Genomic DNA, 19300 nt, shown 5'->3' on the forward strand with positions numbered 1-19300 from the left:
GCAACTAGCGTTGCTGGAATGGCAATATGCCGCGGGCTCCTCAACGCTCCTTGCACGCAAGGGAATTGAGACGCCCCGACGGGATCGGCCCTTCGCCCGGCCGTCAGTTGTCCGTGCCGTCGCCGGGGATCGCGTTCCCCGAGTCCGTGTGCCAGTTGGTCACGATCGGGTCGTCGACCGTGAAGGGGCCGACGTCGAGGGAGACCGGGTCGGGGTCGTCGTTGCTGACGGACACGATGAGGGAGCGCAGCTCCTTGCCGCCGTTGTCCTTGGTGGTCTTGGGGTTGACCCCGGCGTACGCCTTCTTGGAGCCGCTCAGGACGACCGGTTCGCCGACCGCCTGCTCGGCGCCGGAGGCCGCGGTGCCGTCCGAGCCGAAGGCGACCGACGGCAGGCCTTCCAGGCTGCAGGTGATGCCCGGCCGGGCCTTCACGTTGATCAGGATGTAGTTGGCGCGGGGCTCGACGGGGGCGTCGAAGACGAGGTCGTTGCTGCCGCAGACCTGGCCGTACCCGCTCTTGTCCCCGTCGGCCGCGCCGGTCTGCTCGCCCTGGCCGGACCCGCCGCTCCCGCCCGAAGAATCCGACGAGTTCGACGAGTTCGACGAGTTCGACGAGTCCGACGAGCGCGGGGCGGTGTCCGTGGGTGCCGTGGGTGCCGTGGGTGCCGTGGCGGCCGGTGTGGTGGCGTCGGCGGGTGGCCGGGAGGCCGTCGCGCCGGCGTCCTGGCAGGCGGTCAGCGTCAGGGCCGAGACGAGGACGGTGGCGGCCAGTGCGGCCGTTCGGATCGGAGAGTGCATGCGCAGATGGTCGGGGAGCGGGATCCAGAGCCGGTCAGCAGCGGGTGAATGTGGTGCCGGGCGGCCGTTCAGCCGGTACTGATCCCGTAGTGATCGGCACCGGCCAGGATGCTCGTGACTGCCGCCGGCCACTCGGGCGGGCGGCTCGCACGATGGGTGAAGAGATGCGTCGGTACACGTTCAAGCGGGCTGCCTCGATGCTGGGGGCGGGCGCGATGCTGGCGGGCGTCGTCGGACTGGCGAGCGCCTCCAGCGCGGTCGCCGGCGGGAACGGCGAGTGCAGCGAGCAGAACTGGGACGCCCCCGCTTACGCCTGCGTCCAGTGGGAGGCCGACGGGTCGCTGAGCGCCCACGGCTTCACCGATTACTCCGACAACTCCTGCACGGTCAACGTGGTCCTCAAGGACATGACGACCAACACCACCTGGACGCGTTCGGAGGGCTGCGGCTCCGGCCAGCCCGACACCGAGGGCCGCGGCAGCGGCTTCTTCCACGCGGGTCCCTCGCTCGGTACCCCGACCAAGGGCCACGTCTACCGGGGCGAGGTGCAGGTGAGCTGGGACGGCGGTGCCCATTACGACACCACCGTCAGCCCCTCGATCACCTACTGACGCACCGGCCGCACCCGGATCAGCGGCGGGCGCCCCGTGGCATCGGGCCGACCGCCGCTGATCACGCCCGCCCCGCCGCCGATCCCGTCCGCCCGGTGCAGGGCGAAGCACCGCACCAGGCCGTGCAGGCGGTAGCGGCCCTCCTTGGGGGACTGGAGCAACGCGGCGTCGACCAGCGACTCCAGCAGCTCCTCGGCGGCGTCCCGCCCCGTGCCCAGGGCCGTGGCGGCCGCCGCGAGGGACACCTCCGGCGCCGCCACCGCCGCCACCGCGTGCAGCGCCCTCGCCTGGCCGGCGGTCAGCCGCCGGTAGCCGGCCTGGAACGCGGTCTCCAGCTCCAGGCCGTCCAGCCGCAGCTCCCTCAGCCGGCGCCCCGGGTCGCGGAGCCGGCCGGCCAGGTCCCCGATCGTCCGGTGGGGCCGGGCCGCGATCCTCCCGGCCGCGATGCGTACGGCCAGCGGAAGATGGCCGCAGGCCTCGGCGACGGCGAGCGCGGCCTCGGGTTCCGCGGAGACACGGGCGAGGCCGGCGACCGCGCCGAGCAGCGCGAGCGACTCCTCGGGACGGAAGACGTCCAGCGCGCACCGGCCGGTCAGCGCCAGACCCCCCAGACCCGCCCGGCTCGTCACGACGACCGCGCAGCTCGCGGAGCCCGGCAGCAGCGGCCTGAGCTGCGCGGCATCGCGCACGTCGTCCAGCACGATCAGCATGCGCCGGCCGTCCAGCTCCGACCGCAGCAGCCGGGACCGGTCGTCCGGCCCCGGGGGAACCGCGCCGGGCGCGACGCCCAGCGCCGTCAGGAACGCCGCCGACACCGCCGCCGGATCGGCCGGTGTCTCCGCCTGCCCGGCCAGATCCGCGTACAGCTGACCGTCCGGATACGCGGCCCGGACCCGGTGCGCCACCTGGAGCGCCAGCGCGCTCTTGCCGGTCCCGGCCATCCCGTTGATCAGGACGAGCGCAGGCGCCAGGCGGGCGTCCGCGGTGAGCTGGGCGCACAGCCGGGAGGCCGCCTCCGCGCGGCCGGTGAAGTCCACGGGGGGCGCGGGAAGTTGCGCCGGCGGACGGAGCCGCGGCCGCGCCCGCGGCAGGCCGGTGCGCCGGCCGGGTGCCCGCCGGAGCCGGCGGGCACCCGGCACGTTCGGGGTGTGCCGGACGGCCGGATCGCGGTCCACCGGCTCCGGGCCGGGCGGCGGCGCCGGCGGCACCGGTCGTGGCCGCGGCGGCGGCACCTCGTCCCGGAGGACGGCGAGATGGAGATCGGCCAGTTGGGCGGTCGGGGCGACGCCCAACTCCTCGTCGAGGCGCGCCCGGTACGCGGCGAACAACGCCAGCGCCTCCGCCCGCCGACCCGCCGCGCACAGGGCCCGCATCAACAGGGCGTGCGGCCGCTCCCGCAGCGGATGCGTCGCCGTCAGCTCGGCCAGACCGGGCAGGGCCGACGAGGCGTCGCCCAGCGCGACGTCCAGCTCCAGACGCTCCTCCAGCAACGCCAACCGCAGCTCCTCAAGGCGGGCGCGCCGACCGTGCGCGAAGGGTCCCGGCACCCCGGACAGCGGCTGGCCGCGCCACAGGGCCAGCGCGTCGGCCAGCAGCCCCCGCGCCTCCTCGGGACGGCCCGCGGTCCGGGCGCGCGCCGCCTGCCCGGCCAGCGACTCGGCGAGCAGGGCGTCCACCCGGGCAGGCGACACCGCCAGCCGGTAGCCGTCGCCGGACGACAGCAGCACGCCGGGCGCGGACGGGTCCGCTTCGAGGTCCTTCCGCAGCTGCCAGGCGTAGGTCCGGATGGTCGAGGTCGGACCGTTGGGCAGGTCCTGGCCCCACACCGCGTCGACGAGCCGCGCCAGGGACACCGTGCGCCCCGGCCGCAGCGCCAGCGCGGCCAGCACGGCCTGCCGCTGGGGCGGGCCCGCGGGCAGCTCCCGCCCGCCTCGGTACACGCGGACCGCGCCGAGCACGGCGCACCGCACTTCTTCCCGCACGACGGCCTCCACCGGTCAGCGGGAGGCCGTGGCGCGGCCGGCCCGGTGCCGGACTCCGCCGTACCCGCAGGGCGGGGCGCCGGCCCCGCAGGCCGCCGCCGTACCGGCTCCGGTCGCAGGACGGAGCGTGCCGCGCTCCGTCGGGTCTTCGTCGGTCATGTGTGTCCCCTCGTGGTGGCGGCGGCCCGGCTCCTCCCGTGTGCGCCGGGCCGCCGCCACCACGCTAGGAACAGGGCGGCCGTCCCCCTCCGAGACATCGGCGGCGGGGTACCGAGGAAATTCCTCATCGCCTCCTTTTTGCGCACATGTGACCGCTCGCTTACCGTGCCCGCGACAGTGGGCGACGGGGGAGCGCAGACGCGATGATCTTCGGCCGGGAGCCGGAACTCCGGGCGCTGCGGGACGTGGTGGACCGCGCCGCCCGCGGACAGGGCGGGCTGCTCGTGCTGCGCGGCAGCAGCGGGGTGGGCAAGAGCACGCTGCTCGCCGAGGCGCGTACGCACGCGCGGGCACGCGGGCTGGCGGTGCGCAGCGCGGACAACGGCCCGCTGGACGCGGAGATCCCCTTCGGCACGGCCCACCGCCTGCTGGCGCCGGAGCCGCCCGGCACGCGCACGTACGGCCCGCCCGCCGGAAGCCCGGGCGGCACGCCGCATCCCGACGGCACGCCGCATCCCGGCGGACCGGCGTGGCCCGCGCGGGCACCCGCCGCCCGGGGCGACGGCCCCGGCGCCGAAGTGCCGCAGCCCGTGCTGCACGCGCTGTTCCGCACGGTGGCCCGGCTCGGCGCCGACGACGGCGCGCTGCTCGCGGTGGACGACCTCCAGTGGTGCGACGCGGCCTCGCTGCGGTGGCTGAGCTACCTCGCCCACCGCATCGAGCAGACCCCGATCACGATCGTGACCTGCCTCAACGAATCCGAGCCCGCGGCCGACCCCGCGCTGGTCGACGCCGTGTGCCGGGCCGGGAGCCGGATGCGGATCGGCGGTCTGGACGCGGACGCCACCGACGCCTGGCTGCGCTCCGCCCTGGCCGGCACCGGCCCGGCCCTGCGGCAGACCTGCCACCGGCTCACCCACGGCAACCCCTTCCTGCTGACGGAACTGGTCGCCTCGTTCGCCCGGCACGGCGTACCGGCGGACACCGCGGCCCTTGCCCGGTTCACCGCCGAGGGCCTCACCCGCAGGATCCGCGGGCGCCTGGCCCGCGCGTCCGACGGCGCCCGCGCCCTGGCCCGGGCGCTGACGGTGGCCGACGACCAGCTGGACATCGCCACCCTGGCGGCGCTGGCGGATCTCGACGTGCCGGCCGCCGCCCACGCGGTCGCCGAACTGGTCACCGCCGGCATCGTCGCCGACACCGCCCGCATCCGCTTCAGCCACACCCTGCTGCGCAACGCCGTCGACGGCACCCTCGATCCGGCCTACCGCCGGGCCGCGCACGCGCGGGCGGCGGCCCTGCTGCGCGGGACGGGCGCGCCGACCGAGGCGGTGGCCGCGCATCTGGTGAAGGCGGGGCCGCCCGGGGAACCGTGGATGACGCGGACGCTCGCCGCCGCCGCCACCTCGGCGCACGCCCTCGACGCTCCCGACGTCGCGCTGGGCTTCCTGCGCCACGCCCTGACGGGCCCGCACCCGGACCGCTCCCCGCTGCTCTGCTACCTGGGCCTGCTGGAGGCCTACACCGGCGGGGAGCAGGGCCCGGCCCATCTGGCCGAGTCCCTCGCGCTGGCCCGCGACCCGGTGGGCCGCTCCGGCGCGGTGGCGCACCTGGCCTGGTGCCCCGAGCCGCCGCCGGACGGTATGCGGGTGCTCGCGGAGGCGCTCGACCAGGCGGACGCGGACCAGAAGGCGGACGTGGCCTGCTACTACGGACTGGCCCTGGCCGGGCGCGCGATGCGCTTCCAGCCCGGCCCCGAGCACCGGGCCAGGGCCGCGTTCCTGCGCGCCCGGATCCGCGACGAGCCCTGGGAGCGGCCGCTGTCCGCCATGGCCACGGCCGCCCTCACGCTGATGGAGGGCGGTCCGGCGGCGAGGGCGCTCACCCATGCGCGGCGCGCGGTCGCGGACCTGCTCGGCTCGGACCGCTACCGGGCCATCCCCGCCGGCTCCGCCCTCCGCCGCCCCGGCGGCATGGCCCAGATGGTCCTCGGCCAGGCCGCCTGGACCTTTCTGCACGCCGACGAGCCGGACGAGGCCCTGGCGGCGGTGGCCCACGAGGCGTTCACCGACGGCCGGTTCGGACACGGGGCGGCCGAGGCGAGCCGCCGGTACATCCGCGGTCTGGCCCACCTGCGGGCCGGTGCGCTGCGCGAGGCGCGGGACGAACTGGAAGCGGGCATCCGCTACGCCCAGATATCCGGCGAGGCCAACACCGCCTGGTACGCGGTCCGCGTCACCCTGTACGTCGAGACCCTGGTCACCCAGGGGGAACACGCGCACCTGCTTGAGCTGCGGGACTCCCCGCGCGGCCGCTCCGCCCTGACCCACCTGGACGACTACCAGCCCTTCCTGCTCCAGCGCGGCCGCAACCTCGCGGCCCTCGGCGAGCACCACCGGGCGTTGGCGCTGATCGAGCGGGCCGGTGCGCTAGCGACCCGGTGGCACACCGACAACCCGTCGCTGATGCCCTGGCGTTCGGAGGCCGCGCTGGTGCGGCTCGCCCTGGGGGAGCGGAAGGCCGCGCGGGACCTGACGGAGGAGGAGGTGGCGCGGGCCCGCCGCTGGGGCGCGCCGCTCACCCTGAGCCAGGCGCTGGTCCGGCACGGCCGCGTCCTGGGCGAGCCGGAGACCGTCGAGGAGGGGCTCGCGCTGCTGACGGACCGCCGTGCGCAGTGCCACCGCGCACACGGGCTCGTCCTGCTGGGCGAGACGCTGGGGGAGCGGGGCCACCGCGACGACGCCGTACGGCAGTTGATGCGCGGTTACGACACCGCGGTCAGCTGCGGCGCCGGGCTGCACGCCGCCCGGGCTGCCGCCGCCCTGGCCGCGGCCGGCGCCCGTCCGCGGCGCCTCACCGGTGTCCCCGCGCTGACCCGGCAGGAACGGCTGATCGCCTGCCGCGCCGCCGAGGGCGCCACCAACCGGGAGGTGGCGGAGGAACTCCTGCTCACGCTGCGCACGGTCGAGCAGCATCTGACCCACGTCTACCGGAAGCTGGGCATCGACGGCCGCGCGGGCCTGCGCCCGGTGCTGGCCGCGGCGGGCCTGGTGCCGCCGGCGGGCTGACCTCCCGGGGCGCCGGCGGCTCAGGGAGCGCCGTCGAGCAGGGCGTCGGTCAGCTCGCGCCGGCCGGTGATGCCCAGCTTGCGGTAGCCCCGGGTCAGATGCTGCTCGACCGTGCGGCGGGTGAGGAAGTGCAGGTCGGCGATCTGCCCGTTGGACAGGCCGCGCAGCGCGAACTCCAGGATCTCCCGCTCCCGGGCGGTGAGCGCCGCCGCGCCGTTGCGGGGCCTCTTGGGGCGCAGCCCGGCGCCGCGCAGCAGGGCCCGGGCCCGCCCCAGGACGGGGGCGCCCTCGCAGGCGGTGGCCAGCTCGAACCCCTGGTAGAGCAGCTCCACTCCGCGTGCGTGCTCGCCGTCCAGGACGGTTTCGCCGAGGGCGGTCACGGCGGCGGCCAGGGTGTAGCGGCAGGGCGAGGGGGCGAGCAGCGCCACCGCCTCCTCCAGCAGCTCCCGCCGCCTGCCGGGCAGGCACTCCGCCGCGGTGATCAGCGCGTTGCCCAGCACGTACGGGGTGCCCCAGCGGCGGGCCAGGTCCAGCTCGCGTGCGGCGAGGCGGGCCGCCTCGTCCGGCCGGCCCAGGCGGAGGTGGGCGAGTGCCGCGTAGCCGCGCCAGGGGCCTGCCACGGCCGGGCCGGTGGTGTCGTCGTGCTGTCCGCCGCAGGTGCGGAAGTCCGTCAGGGCGGCCCCGGCGTCCCCGCGGGCGAGCCGCAGGCGGCCGCGGGCATGGGCAAGACGGTGCTGCTCGGGCCGCGCCAGCGGGTGGCCGTCGCCGAAGCCGTGCCGGGCGAGCAGGTCCTCGACCTCGTCCAGGTCGCCCCGCTCGACCAGGCACTCGGTGAGCACATCGAGGGTGAACCCGAGGTCGTGCCGGTCGGCCGGCAGGTACCGCAGCCGGGCGAGCGCCGCCCGCCCGGCCCGGGCACTGCGTACGGCCTGGGCGAGCCGGCCGCGGATCAGCGCCGCCCGCGCGAGGTGGGAGTGGGCGAGGAACTCCAGCGTGGTGGCGCCGCGTTCCGCCGCCATCCGCAGGGCGGCGGCACAGTACGCCTCGACCTCGTCCAGCCGCTCGGCGGCGAGCAGGGCACCCACCGCGGTCCAGGCAACGATCCGCTCGTCGCGCCCCAGGGGCAGCCCGTCGGCCAGCGCCCGGCGGGCCAGCTCCACGGCCCGCCGCGGAGAGCCGCCGGACTCGGCTTCCTGGTGGGCGAGGAGGGCGGCGGTGCAGGGGTTCTCCCCGGCCGCTGCCCGCAGCGGGCCGCCGTGCCACGCCCGGATCAGCCGGGGCGGCAGGTTGAGGTTGCGGGCCCAGGCGGCGGCCCGCCCGCCCTCGGCCGCCGCCTCCTCGGGCGCGATCCCGGCCAGCCGCCGCAGCTCCGGACCGAGTACGGCCATACCGGCCTCGAAGCCGTCCCGCAGCAGCATCGAGCGGCCGAGCGACCAGGCCACCCGCGCCCTGAGCCGGGGATCCTCGGCCTCGGCCAGCAGGCCCGCGAGCCGGACCTCGGCCTCGGGCAGATTGGCCTCCTGCTCAGCCTCGGCCAGCGCGATGCGCAGTTCCAGACCGGCCGCGAGCCGCACCGCCCGGCGCAGATACGCGACCGCGGCCCGGGGCGCGCCCCGCAGCGACGCCGCGGCGGCGGCCGCGCGCAGCACATCGCCCGCCCACGGAGCGGTGCAGGGCTGCGCGGACAGCAGCTGATCGGCGATCCGCTCCGGCGGCGCGCCCCGCGCGTGCAGCAGCTCGGCGGCGCGGGCATGGGCCAGTCCCCGGACCACCACGGTCATCTCCGCCGCGACCGAGGCGCGCACGACGGGGTGCGTGAAGCGCAGTGCGCCCGCGTCGCCCAGCACACCCAGCCGTACGAGGACCCGGCGGGCCCGCTCCGTCTCCTCTTCCGTGAGCCGGGCCAGCGCGCCCGCCGCGTCCGGATCGGCGCCGTCGCCGAGGACCGCGACCGCCCGCGCGAGCCGGGGCGCGGCGGGCAGCGCCCGGCGCAGCCGCGCGAGCACGGCGCGGCCGACCGGCGCCGGACCGAGCCGGTGGACGTCGTCCGGCGTCACCTGCGCGCGCCCGCGCAGCGCGTGCAGCATCTCCCGCAGCAGGTACGGATTGCCGCCGCTGACCTCCCGGCAGGCGGCGGCGAGCGCGTCCGGGTCGGGGCCGGGCAGCGCCGCCTCCACCAGCGCGCGCACCGCCTGCGTGCCGAGCCCGCCCAGCCGCATCGTGCGCAGCCGGCCCAGCAGCTCACCGAGCGCCCCCTCGGCCGGGCTGCCCGTACAGGTCGCGACGACCAGGGCCAGCGGTAGCGGGGCGATGCGCTCCGACAGGTACGCGAGCCAGCGCAGCGAGGCGGTGTCCGCCTCGTGGAGGTCGTCGACCGACAGCAGCACCGGCTCCCGGCGGCAGAGCGCCGTCACCAGCTCGGCCGCCTCCCGCGACCGGTCCGCGAACGATCCGCCGCCGGTCTCCGGAAGCGGATCGTCGGCGAGCCACCGCAGCGCCCGCGCCTGCTCGGCGGCGATGCGCCGCCGCCCGTCGCCGGGGCCCGCGCGCAGCAGCGGCTCGAACAGCTGCCGTACGACGCCGAAGCCGAAGTCCCGCTCCAGGGCGCCGGCCCGCGCCCGCAGCACGAGGAAACCGCGTTCCTGGGCCCGGCGTTCCACCTCGCGCAGCAGCGCGGTCTTCCCGATACCGGGCTCCCCGGTGAAGGCCAGCGTCGCCGCGCCATCCCCGGCGACGGCCGCGAACAGCCCCGAGAACTCCCCGCACTCGGCCTCGCGGCCGACCAACAGCTCCATGCCTCCCCCGCTCCGGCCGGCGGACCGCCCGCCGCACCGGCGGCACCGGGACCGCCCCGGCCCCGCGCCCACCACCGCCCCCTCCCGCGCCATCTGGAGCATACGGACCGGCCCGCCGCTCGCCCCGGGCCCGCGGGCCGCCTGGCTTCGCCGGCGTGCCCGGTGCCGCCGCCCGGCACGGCTTCCGGCGGGCGTTCGGCCCGCGGAAGGCCCCGGTCCGGCAGGGTTAGGGTTTGACCGGCTGCACGATCACAAGGGGAGGTCCGGGGGTGATTCCGGGCATGGCGGGGCCGCCGCCGGGGCGCGGCGCGGAACTCCGGGTGCTCGCCGATGCCGTCGGGGCGCCGGCCCGCGGCCGGGGTCAGGTGATCGTGCTGTCGGGCGAGACCGGCATCGGCAAGACGACGCTGCTGCGCCACGCCGAGGACCTCGCATGCGCCGCCGGCGTGCGGGTGCTGCGGGCCAACGGCAGTGTCCTGGAGCGCGAGTTCGCCTTCGGCCTCGCGCGCCAGCTGCTTCCGGAGCTGGACGAAATCCTGCCGAAGACGCGGGCCGAGGCGCCGTTCGAGGCGGTGCAGGCGCTCTTCGCCCGGGTCGGGGAGATCGCGGCCGCCGGGCCCGTGCTGCTGGTCGTCGACGATCTGCAATGGGCCGACGCCGCCTCGCTGCGCTTCCTCAACTACGTCGCGACCCGGATCGGCACCCTGCCGGTCACCCTGCTGGCCGGGCGGCGCCTGGACGACACGAACGGCGAGCCGCTCGTCGCCGAACTGACCGCGCGCGCCCACCAGGTGTGGGTGGCGCCCCTGACGGTGGCCGACGTCGCGGCACTGGCCGGGCGGGTCTTCGACGAGGCGGTGGCCGACGCGTTCGCGCGGGCCTGCCACGCGGCGAGCGGCGGTAACCCGTTCCTGGTCAACGAGGCGCTGGCCGTCCTGCGCGAACAGGGCGTACGCCCCACCGAGGACGACGCCTCGCACGTGGCGACCGTGACCTCGCGGGCCGTCGTCGACCGCACGGCGTCCCGGCTGCGGACCGTGGACGGCGCCCTGGAGCTGGCGCAGGCGCTGACGGTGACCGGCGATCACGATCGTCTCGAACTGGCCGTCGAGGTCGCGGGGCTCGGCACGGAGCAGGCCGCGTCGGCCCTGGACGCGCTCCTGCGCGGCCGCGTGGTGCGGTACGAACGGGACGCGGTCGTCTTCGTGCACTCCCTCGTCGCCTCGGCGGTGGCCGCCACGCTCAACCCGCTGCGCACCCGGGCCTGGCACGCGAAGGCGGCGGAACTCAGCCACCGCCATTTCCTCCGGCGCGAGCGGACCGCCGCCCATCTGCTGCAGGCCGGGCCGCCCCGCGCCCGCTGGCAGGTCGACGTGCTGGCCGAAGAGGCGGAGGCCGCCCACCGGATGGGCGCGTTCGAGTCGGCCGCCACCTTGCTGCGGCACGCGCTGAGCGCCCCCGGCCTCCCCGGCGACCTGCGGCTGCGGCTGCGCGCCGGGCTCGGCGCCGCCCTGATCTTCGACGACGCGGCGGCCTCGCGCGAGATGCTGACCGAGGTACTGCCCCGCACCAGCGGCCGGCTGCATGCCCAGGTGGCCTCCGATCTGCTCCTCGCCACGCTGAACACCGAGGGGTTCATCGCCGGGACGAAGCTCGTGGGCAGCGTCATCGACGAGGTGGCCGAGCACGATCCGGCCGCCGCCCTGCCGCTGATCGCCCGCTCGATGGGCACGGGCTGGCTGTCCGACAGCCCGGTCCGCGCGCTCCTCGCCCGGGTGGAGACCGTGGCGGGCAGCCACCAGCACGGCCCGGCGATCGTCGCCGCGGCCCGGGCCCAGCTCGCCGGGGAGATCATGTCGGACGCCTCGGCCGCCGCCGATCAGGCGACGCGGGCGCTGGAACTCTTCTGGGACTCCGGCGAACCCGAGGCCGCCGACATGTCCATCCCGCTCGGGGCGGTCCAGGGCCTGCTGGTGGCCGAACGGTTCGACGAGGCCCTGGCCTGGGCGGCGCGGGCGGAGGAGCTCGCGGCCCGCCGCGGCTGGCCGAAGGTGCTGCGGGGCGCGGCCTGGACGCGGTACGCGTGCGCGCTGCTGACCGGGCACACCGATGACGCGCTGGCCGCCGCCCGGGACTTCGAGGCGTCCGGCGTCGCCCTGGGCAGCGGCAAGCCGTTGCCCTACTCGCACGGTTACGTCGCGGGCGCGCTCCTCGCGGCGGGCCGCCTTGAGGAGGCGGAAGCGGCGCTGGGGACGCTCGCCCACGGCGAGCTGCGCGCGGCGGACCAGTTCATCGCGGCGGCCACCCGGGCCGCCCTGCGGCTGGCGCAGCACCGCTGGCAGGAGGCGCTCGCGGACGCGCTCATGTGCGGCCGGCTGCTGCCCGGCACGGTGGCCAACCCGCTGATCGCACCGTGGCGCCCCCTCGCGGCGCTGGCCGCGCACGGCCTCGGCGACGCCGAGCAGGCGCAGCGGCTGGCGGACGCCGAGCTGCACCTCGCCCGCCGCTGGGGCACCCCGCACACCCTGGGCCTCGCGCTGACCACGGCCGGGATCGTCCACGGCGACAAGGCGCCGCTGCGCGAGGCCGTCGAGATCACCCGCTCCACCCCGGCCCGCGCCGCGTCGATGTGGGCGCTGCTGGCGCTCGACGAACCGGACGCACTGACCGAGGCCTTGCGGCTCGCCGAGCGGAACGGGTGGGGTGCGGTCGCCCCCGCGGTCCGTGAGGCGCTGCGCGCCCACGGCCGGCGCCCGGGCACCCGACCGGTCACCGCGCTGACCCGCGGCGAGCGGGCGGTGGCCGAGCTGGCGGCCGGCGGGCTGACCAACGCGGCGATCTGTGCCCGGCTGCATCTGGCGCCGCGCACGGTCGAACAGCATCTGACGCGCACCTACCGGAAGTTGGGCATCGCGGGGCGCGCCGGGCTGGCCCCCGCGATGCGGGCCGAAGAGACGGCGGGCTGAGGCCCGTCACGCGGCCTGCGGCTGCGGCTCCAGCCCGGCGGCGGCTCGCAACGCCTCGCTGAAGGGGGCGGGACGCAGCGTCTGGGGATCGAGGTTGACGATCACCCGGTGGCCTTCCGCGTGCACCACCGACCGGTCCTCGGACAGGACGCGGAAGCCGTGCACACAGCTGGTCGTGCCCACCCGCTCGATCCAGAAGTGGACGACCGGCGCGCACATTCCGGTGATCGGCCGGTGGAAGACCACCTTGACCTCGCGGATGGTCATGAAGAAGTCCGGGAACGTGGACACCGCGGCATCCGGGGACCACCCGCGCCGACTCCAGTACGCATTGATTGCCCGCTCGGCGAGGGCCACGTAACGGGAGTTGTGGAGCATCCCCATGGGGTCCAGATCATCGAGGTGGACCGAGAGCTGCTCGAACTGTCCGGGGTCTTTCACGGTGCTCACCTGGTTCTCCCTGAAAACGCGGCACATCGACACCGCCAAGCTAGGCCGCCCCCCGACCACCCCGGAACCGCACACTTCCGCCCCGCGCTGAATACGCGGTACGCCGCACAAAACCGGCGGTGTCCATCGCCCGGCTGACGGTGGCCAGGCGGGACGGCACCTCGGCAGAGGCGCCGCCGCACGGCCCCTCCTCAGGACGTCCCGGCGCGGCGCGACAGAGCGATCAGGTCGATCAGACACAGCACGGCCACGACCGCGCTGAACCATTGGACGGCCTCCAGCAGGCTGATCACCCGGGCCAGGAAACCGACGCCGATGACCGGGACGCCGACGCCGAGGTAGACCACGACGTAGAAGCTGGAGATCACGTCGGCGTGACGGCCGGGCGGTGCCGTGCGGTTGACCTCGGTGATGCTGCCCAGGAAGGCCATGCCCTGGCCGGCTCCGCCGATGACGGTGGCCACCAGGAGCAGCGCCAGGCTGGAGATGCCGCCCGCGACGGCCAGCAGAACCAGGCCGACGGCGAGCAGGGCGAGCCCCGTGATCTGCAGGGTGCGCGCCTTCCCGCCGTACGCGGCGAGTTGGGCCAGGCAGGAGCAGGCCAGCATCAGGGTGACGGCGCCGCCGGCCAGGGCCAGGTTGTGGCTGCCGGAGAGCTTGGTGACGTAGGCCGGTACGAGAGCCAGGAAGAGGCCCACGACGGTGAAGGCGAGAAAGCTGGCCGTGCCGCTGGTGCCGAAGACGCCGCGTACGGACGGCGGGATCGACGGCCGCCGCGGCCGCCACTTGACCGTGGGGAGGGTCGTGGGCAGGAGTGCCATGGCGAGGAACGCCGGCACCAGAAGGGTGATCTCGACGAGGAACGGCAGCTCGTACGGAGCGGGCGCGTACTGGGCCAGGACGCCGGCCAGCAGCGGTCCGGTTCCGAGGCCGCCGACGGATGCCACGGTGGAGACCAGGGCGGCCCGGCGGCGGTTGCCCGTGGGCTCGGCCTCGTTCAGCGCGGCGGTCAGGGCGCCGGAGGCGGCGCCGACGGCCAGGCCCTGCAGCAGGCGTGCGCCGAAGAGCCAGGTGACGTTGGTCGCCAGGGCGAAGGCGAGCGAGCCCAGAGCGGCCACGACGACGGCCGGGACCAGGACCTTGCGTCGGCCGATGGCGTCGGAGAGCGGCCCGAAGATCAGCAGAGAGGGGACCAGGGCCGCCACGTAGACCGCGAAGATCAGCGTCACCATGAGCGGCGAGAAGCCGAACTTCTCCTGGAAGCCGCGGTAGAGGGGGGTGGGGACGTTCGTCCCGGTCAGTAAGAACAGCAGGGTGTAGGCGATGGCCCAGAACCTGCCGCGGCTCCCGGCCGGCTGAGCAGCCACGGCGGGAGGTGCTGTCTGCGCGGTTGTCATCTCGTCCTCGTCGTCACGGAGCGGGTGATGAAACCGGCCGGCCCCGGGGAACGGACCGGCCGAGGGCCGCCTCGGCAGCAGTGAACCACCGAATGACCGACGGTCAGTCAATCAGCGGAGGTCGTACGAGGTCAACGGATGACTGACCGGCGGTCAGCCGTATAGGGTGCGCAAAAACCGGACGGAGGGGCGCCGATGCCACCGGGCACGCGACGCAAGAGGGTCACCAAGAAGCGGGAAGACCGCCGCGAAGACATCCTGCGAGCAGGCGAGAAGGTCTTCGCGCGCATCGGCTTCGACCGCGCCACCATCACCGATCTCGCCGCCGCCGCGGAGATCGGCAAGGGCACCTTCTACCTGTACTTCGACTCCAAGGACCACCTGCTCGGCGCCCTGTGGGACCGCTACACCGACGCCATCGTCACCACCGCGCAGGACATCCTGGAAGAAGGATCCGCCTGGTGGCCGACCATCGACCGCCTGCTCGGCACTCTCATCCGGCACTCCGTCCGCAACGCGGACCTTCACCGCATCGTGTACGGGCAGGCCAACGCCACGGCCCTCGACATCTGCAAGCAGGCCAACCGGCGGGTGATCGACGCCATTTGCGACTTCGTCGCCCGGGGAGCACAGGCCGGCGCCTTCCACGCCACCGACCCCGGGACGGCGTTCCGCATGATCTACCACGCCACCCACGGCCTCCTGGACGACCTCATCTCCACCGGCGACCCGATCGACACCGACCAGGTCATCGCCCAAGTCCTCGAACTCACCCACCGCGCCCTCGGCGACCCCGCCCTCCTCGCCCCGGCCCGTCAGGCACTGGACACCGGCCTCCCGACGCCCGAACGGGCATCGGGCGTACCGGCCTGAACGTCCGGAAGACGCACCGCTACCGCATCCGGCGGGTCCCGGCCGGTCGGCGCACGGCTGCTCGGCCCGAATCGATGACTGCCGGCGCGGGCCGCGGGCGGCGGCCCGCGGCCTTGCGCTTTCAGTGGTCGGAGGAGTGCTGGGGGTGACCGAAGAGGAGGTCGTAGCCGACGGGGAGCTGGAGGAGGATCTGTCCCAGCAGGTCGTCGCCGGCCGTGTCGGCGACCGTGGACAGTACGGCGCTGACGTCCCAGGTCGCGGTCTGTTCGGTGGCGCCCTCGATCCAGGCCGCTGTCGCCCGTACGAAGCGCTCCGGCGACAGCGGTTCGGCGCTCTGGAGCGGGTTGAGGAGGATCAGGGCGAAGTCCTCCGGCAGGCGTGCCGCGAGCTGGGCGCGGACCTCGCCGACCAGGTGCGCGCCGAGCAGGGCCAGCACCACGCGAGCCGCGCGCTCGGCTTCCTCCACCGTGCCGTACTCGCCGCGTTCCTTCACGTGGCCGAGGAACGCCTCGTGCCGCAGAGCCATGTCAACCGCCACCCCTTCTTGTCCTTCGGACTGCCCACGGGGTGCGGAGGGCGGATTGAGGGGGAGATCAGGTGCCCTCCGCACCCGTCCGTCCGGTGTCAGCCGGAGATCTCCTTGTGTCCGGATCCGACGCCGATGGAGATCTTGCGGGGCTTGGCGCGCTCGGCGATCGGGATGCGCAGGGTGAGCACGCCCGCGTCGTAGTCGGCCTGGATGCGCTCGGTGTCGAGGGTGTCGGCGAGCACGATCTGGCGGGAGAAGACGCCCAGCGGCCGCTCGGACAGCTCCATCTGCACGTCGTCGGCCTTCGCCGCCGGCCGCCGCTCGGCCTTGACGGTGAGCATGTTCCGCTCGACGTCGATGTCGATCGCGTCCGCGCTGACGCCGGGAAGGTCGAAGGCCACCACGTACTCGTCGCCCTCGCGGTAGGCGTCCATCGCCATCGCCGACGGCTTCGACCAGGTGCCCGGGCCCACCAGCGTCTGTGCCAGCCGGTCCAGCTCACGGAAGGGGTCAGTGCGCATCAACATCGTGAAAACACCTCCAGCAGGTTCAGGCAGTTACTGCCAATGCGCCTCACTGCAACCGTTGTAGCATGTCATCCAATGGATGACAAACGTGATGTCATCAATCTGATGACAACCCGAGAGGGGTGCCCGTGACCCCGGCCGACCAGCCGTCTTCGTCCCGCACCGACGCCCACGGTCCGGTGTCGTTCCTTGCCGCCGCGGCGGCTCTCGACGCCATAGACGCCGCCCTGCGCGAGGCCCGGCACGAAGCCCCGACCGCCCCGGCGCCCGGTCCGGAACAGGCCCTGGCCTCCTTGTCGCTGCTGCGGCAGGTGCGCGAGCAGCTCGCCGGATGGGAGACCGGCCTGATCGAAACGGCCCGCGACGCGGGCGCCAGCTGGGCCGACCTCGCCCACCCCCTCGGCGTCGCCAGCCGCCAGGCCGCCGAACGCCGCTACCTGCGCGGCCGTCCCGGCCCGGCCGGGACCACCGGCGAGCAGCGCGTCCAGGCCACCCGTCAGGCCCGGGCCGCCGACCGCAGCACCGCCGCCTGGGCCCGCCGCAACGCGGCCGACCTGCGCCGCCTCGCCGGCCAGATCACCGCGCTCACCGACCTTCCCCCCGCCGCCCGCCGCCCGATCGGCGAACTCCACGCGGCCCTCGCCCACGACGATCCCGCCGACCTCATCGCCCCCCTGACCGCCGCCCGCCCGCACCTGGCCGCCGCCCACCCCGACCTCACCGCCCGGCTCGACACCCTCACGCCTCCCTGACCCCGCCCGGCGCACCGCAACAGCAACCCCGTCAACGTCCGCCCCGGGCAAACGAGGGGAGAGCTGGACCCCGGTCGTTCCGGGGCCGGTGTGCCGCCCCGGCGGACCGCCACCCGGCAGCCGAACGCCGCGGCGCAAGGACCGGAAGTAGGGGAGACCGGGCTCGTCGTGGTCGGCGAGATGCCCTGTCAGGTGCCGAGGCGGATCAGGAGCCGCAGCAGCCGCCTTCCGCGGCATCCTCGGCCGTGGCCGTGGCCGTGGCCGTGGCCGTGGTGGCCGGTGCGCCGAGCTGGACGAGCTGCGGCGCCGGGGTGCAGCAGCCGCCGCCCTGGTCGGTTTCGGGGGTGTCGAAGAGGCCGGCGCCGCCGCACACCCCGGTTTCGGGGAGGGTGAGTTCGACCTTGTCGGCGGCGTCCAGGTCACCGGCGAGGGCGGCCGCGACGGAGCGGACCTGCTCGTAGCCGGTCATGGCGAGGAAGGTGGGGGCGCGGCCGTAGGACTTCATGCCGACCAGGTAGATGCCCTGTTCGGGGTGGGCCAGTTCGCGGTGGCCGTGCGGGTAAACCGTGCCGCAGGAGTGCTGGTTGGGGTCGATGAGCGGGGCGAGCGCGGCCGGTGCCTGGAGGCGGTCGTCGAGGCCGAGGCGGATCTCGGAGAGGAAGGACAGATCGGGGCGGAAGCCGGTCAGCACGATCACCTCGTCGACGTTCTCCAGCCGTCGGCCGTCCTCGGCGACGAGGACCAGACGCCCGTCGCCGTCGCGTGCGATGGCCTCGGTACGGAAGCCGGTGACCGCGTCCGCGTGCCCGTCGTCGACCGCGGCCTTCGCGGCGAGGCCGAGGGCGCCGCGGGCGGGGAGCTGGTCGGCGGTGCCGCCGCCGAAGGTGGCGCCGGAGATACCGCGACGCAGGACCCAGACCGCCTTCGTGCCGGCGCCGTCGTCGGCCTTGGCCAGGTCGGCGAGGTGGGCGAGCGCGGTGAACGCGGAGGCGCCGGAGCCGATGACGGCGGTGCGCCTGCCCGCGTAACGGGCCCGGACGGCCGGGTCCTTGAGGTCGGGCACGCGGTAGGCGACGCGGTCGGCGGCCGCACGCTCGCCAAGAGCGGGCAGGCCGCTGCCGCCCGCGGGGCCGGGCGTGGCCCAGGTGCCGGAGGCATCGATCACGGCGCGGGCGAGCAACTGCTCCTCGGTGCCGTCGGCGCGGGTGACGTGGACGACGAAGGGCTGGCTCTCGCGGTCGGCGTCGACGATCCGGTCCCGGCCGACGCGGGAGACGCCGGTCACCCGGGCGCCGGTGCGGACCCGCTCGCCGAGGACATCGGCGAGCGGCCGGAGGTAGCGCTCGACCCAGTCCCCGCCGGACGGGTAGGCGCCCGCGTCCGGCTTGGTCCAGCCGGTCGGCGCGAGCAGCTTCTCGGCCGCGGGGTCGGTGACCTCGCTCCAGGTGGAGAACAGCAGCAGGTGCGCCCACTCCCGCACCGCCGCGCCGGCCGTGGGGCCCGCTTCCAGCACCAGAGGCTCGATGCCGCGATCGACCAGGTTGGCGGCAGCGGCCAGGCCGACGGGCCCGGCTCCGATCACGACGACGGGCAGGTCAGCGGTGGGGGGCACGTTCACGGCGACTCCTTGCGTGTTTCGACGTTCGTCGATGGGCTGCACGGCCAGCATGACAAAGCAATTCGATAATCGTCAACATAGATATTCATCGAATTGGTCCACGCCTGGCCCACGGGATACCCCGCCCCGCGAACCGCACCAAGGCTTGATTCGCTTGATTCGACATGTGTGAACATAGGCGTATGTCGAACGCCAAGCCGCTGCCGGTGATCCCGTGCTGCCCGCCGCTGACGGAGCGGCCGTTCACCGCCGAGGAAGCCGAGACGGGCGCGCGGATGTTCAAGGCGCTCGGCGATCCGGTGCGGTTGCGGCTGTTCTCCGCGGTGGCCTCGCACGAGGGCGGCGAGGCGTGCGTGTGCGACATCTCCGATGTCGGCGTGTCCCAGCCGACCGTTTCCCATCACCTGAAAAAGCTCAAGGAGGCCGGGCTGCTGACCTCCGAGCGGCGCGGCACCTGGGTCTACTACCGCGTCGAGCCGTCGGTCCTGGCGGCCATGGGGAGCCTGCTGGGCCCGCCGGCCCCCAGGTAACGCACTCACCCGGCGGGCCGCGGCCCCCGCGGGGCGATCTCCTCGATCAGCCCCTCGATCAGCTTCCTGATCTCGTCGCGGATCGGGCGGACGGCCTCGACGCCCTGGCCTGCCGGGTCGTCGAGCTTCCAGTCCGGATAGCGCTTGCCGGGGGGATCGGGCAGGCGTCTCCGCAGCCCATGGTGATGCAGACGTCGGACTACTTCAGGCGGGGCGGACACCCGTCGCATCAGCCTCCAGTGGT

General features: G+C 75.2%; 14 protein-coding genes and 1 pseudogene. 6 read left to right on the forward strand and 9 right to left on the reverse strand.

Features of this window, described 5'->3' with window-relative positions; genetic code table 11:
• Positions 1-103 precede the first annotated feature (103 nt).
• On the reverse strand, positions 104-799 hold the full coding sequence (locus ABT345_RS12780) for a DUF4232 domain-containing protein (RefSeq protein WP_345078265.1): 696 nt from the start codon (positions 797-799) through the stop codon (positions 104-106).
• 164 nt (positions 800-963) lie between these two features.
• Between ABT345_RS12780 and ABT345_RS12785 the strand changes: the two genes are divergently transcribed.
• The gene (locus ABT345_RS12785; protein ID WP_345078262.1) at positions 964-1410 is read left to right on the forward strand and encodes a hypothetical protein; all 447 of its coding nucleotides are present in this window, start codon (positions 964-966) and stop codon (positions 1408-1410) included.
• Here ABT345_RS12785 and ABT345_RS12790 read toward each other — a convergent pair.
• A complete protein-coding gene (locus ABT345_RS12790; protein ID WP_345078259.1) occupies positions 1404-3392 on the reverse strand; it encodes an AfsR/SARP family transcriptional regulator in 1989 nt (662 codons plus the stop codon). The two genes, ABT345_RS12785 and ABT345_RS12790, sit on opposite strands and share 7 nt — an antisense overlap.
• A gap of 362 nt (positions 3393-3754) precedes the next feature.
• Between ABT345_RS12790 and ABT345_RS12795 the strand changes: the two genes are divergently transcribed.
• Positions 3755-6619 carry an ATP-binding protein gene (locus tag ABT345_RS12795; protein WP_345078256.1) on the forward strand — a complete coding sequence of 955 codons (2865 nt, stop codon included), beginning with the start codon at positions 3755-3757 and terminating at the stop codon, positions 6617-6619.
• 20 nt (positions 6620-6639) lie between these two features.
• Here the strand turns inward: ABT345_RS12795 and ABT345_RS12800 are convergent, their stop codons facing one another.
• A complete protein-coding gene (locus ABT345_RS12800) occupies positions 6640-9414 on the reverse strand; it encodes an ATP-binding protein (protein ID WP_345078253.1) in 2775 nt (924 codons plus the stop codon).
• Between the two features lie 281 nt (positions 9415-9695).
• Here ABT345_RS12800 and ABT345_RS12805 point away from each other — a divergent pair, with 281 nt between their 5' ends.
• Entirely contained in the window at positions 9696-12380 is a 2685-nt protein-coding gene (locus ABT345_RS12805; protein WP_345078250.1) for an AAA family ATPase, read from the forward strand.
• Positions 12381-12386: 6 nt separating this feature from the next.
• Here ABT345_RS12805 and ABT345_RS12810 read toward each other — a convergent pair whose 3' ends face one another.
• Together ABT345_RS12810 and ABT345_RS12815 are read right to left on the reverse strand one after the other, a co-directional pair.
• Positions 12387-12830 carry an acyl-CoA thioesterase gene (locus tag ABT345_RS12810; RefSeq protein WP_345078246.1) on the reverse strand — a complete coding sequence of 148 codons (444 nt, stop codon included), beginning with the start codon at positions 12828-12830 and terminating at the stop codon, positions 12387-12389.
• Between the two features lie 191 nt (positions 12831-13021).
• Positions 13022-14197, reverse strand: coding sequence for an MFS transporter (locus ABT345_RS12815; RefSeq protein WP_345078243.1), 1176 nt, complete (start codon positions 14195-14197; stop codon positions 13022-13024).
• Between the two features lie 225 nt (positions 14198-14422).
• On the opposite strand from ABT345_RS12815, the gene ABT345_RS12820 reads away from it, so the two are divergent.
• Positions 14423-15100, forward strand: coding sequence for a TetR/AcrR family transcriptional regulator (locus ABT345_RS12820; RefSeq protein ID WP_345078240.1), 678 nt, complete (start codon positions 14423-14425; stop codon positions 15098-15100).
• A gap of 121 nt (positions 15101-15221) precedes the next feature.
• Here ABT345_RS12820 and ABT345_RS12825 read toward each other — a convergent pair whose 3' ends face one another.
• Together ABT345_RS12825 and ABT345_RS12830 are read right to left on the reverse strand one after the other, a co-directional pair.
• Positions 15222-15626, reverse strand: coding sequence for a DUF2267 domain-containing protein (locus tag ABT345_RS12825; RefSeq protein ID WP_345078237.1), 405 nt, complete (start codon positions 15624-15626; stop codon positions 15222-15224).
• A 98-nt stretch (positions 15627-15724) separates the two neighbouring features.
• Positions 15725-16156, reverse strand: a complete 432-nt coding sequence (locus ABT345_RS12830; RefSeq protein WP_345078234.1) for an Hsp20/alpha crystallin family protein — start codon at positions 16154-16156, stop codon at positions 15725-15727.
• A gap of 128 nt (positions 16157-16284) precedes the next feature.
• Here ABT345_RS12830 and ABT345_RS12835 point away from each other — a divergent pair, with 128 nt between their 5' ends.
• Complete coding sequence (locus ABT345_RS12835) at positions 16285-16908, forward strand: type III effector protein (RefSeq protein WP_345078231.1); 624 nt, start codon at positions 16285-16287, stop codon at positions 16906-16908.
• A gap of 205 nt (positions 16909-17113) precedes the next feature.
• On the opposite strand, the gene ABT345_RS12840 is transcribed toward ABT345_RS12835, so the two are convergent.
• Positions 17114-18526, reverse strand: a complete 1413-nt coding sequence (locus tag ABT345_RS12840) for an NAD(P)-binding domain-containing protein (protein ID WP_345078228.1) — start codon at positions 18524-18526, stop codon at positions 17114-17116.
• Positions 18527-18708: 182 nt separating this feature from the next.
• Here ABT345_RS12840 and ABT345_RS12845 point away from each other — a divergent pair, with 182 nt between their 5' ends.
• Entirely contained in the window at positions 18709-19056 is a 348-nt protein-coding gene (locus ABT345_RS12845; RefSeq protein WP_345078225.1) for an ArsR/SmtB family transcription factor, read from the forward strand.
• A gap of 5 nt (positions 19057-19061) precedes the next feature.
• Here ABT345_RS12845 and ABT345_RS12850 read toward each other — a convergent pair.
• Positions 19062-19255: pseudogene (locus tag ABT345_RS12850) on the reverse strand (low molecular weight phosphatase family protein); the annotation flags it as partial.
• Positions 19256-19300: the final 45 nt, after the last annotated feature.

The sequence above is a fragment of the Streptomyces sp. NPDC000404 genome (assembly GCF_040300365.1).
In the GTDB taxonomy this organism is placed as follows: Bacteria; Actinomycetota; Actinomycetes; order Streptomycetales; family Streptomycetaceae; genus Streptomyces; species Streptomyces ramulosus.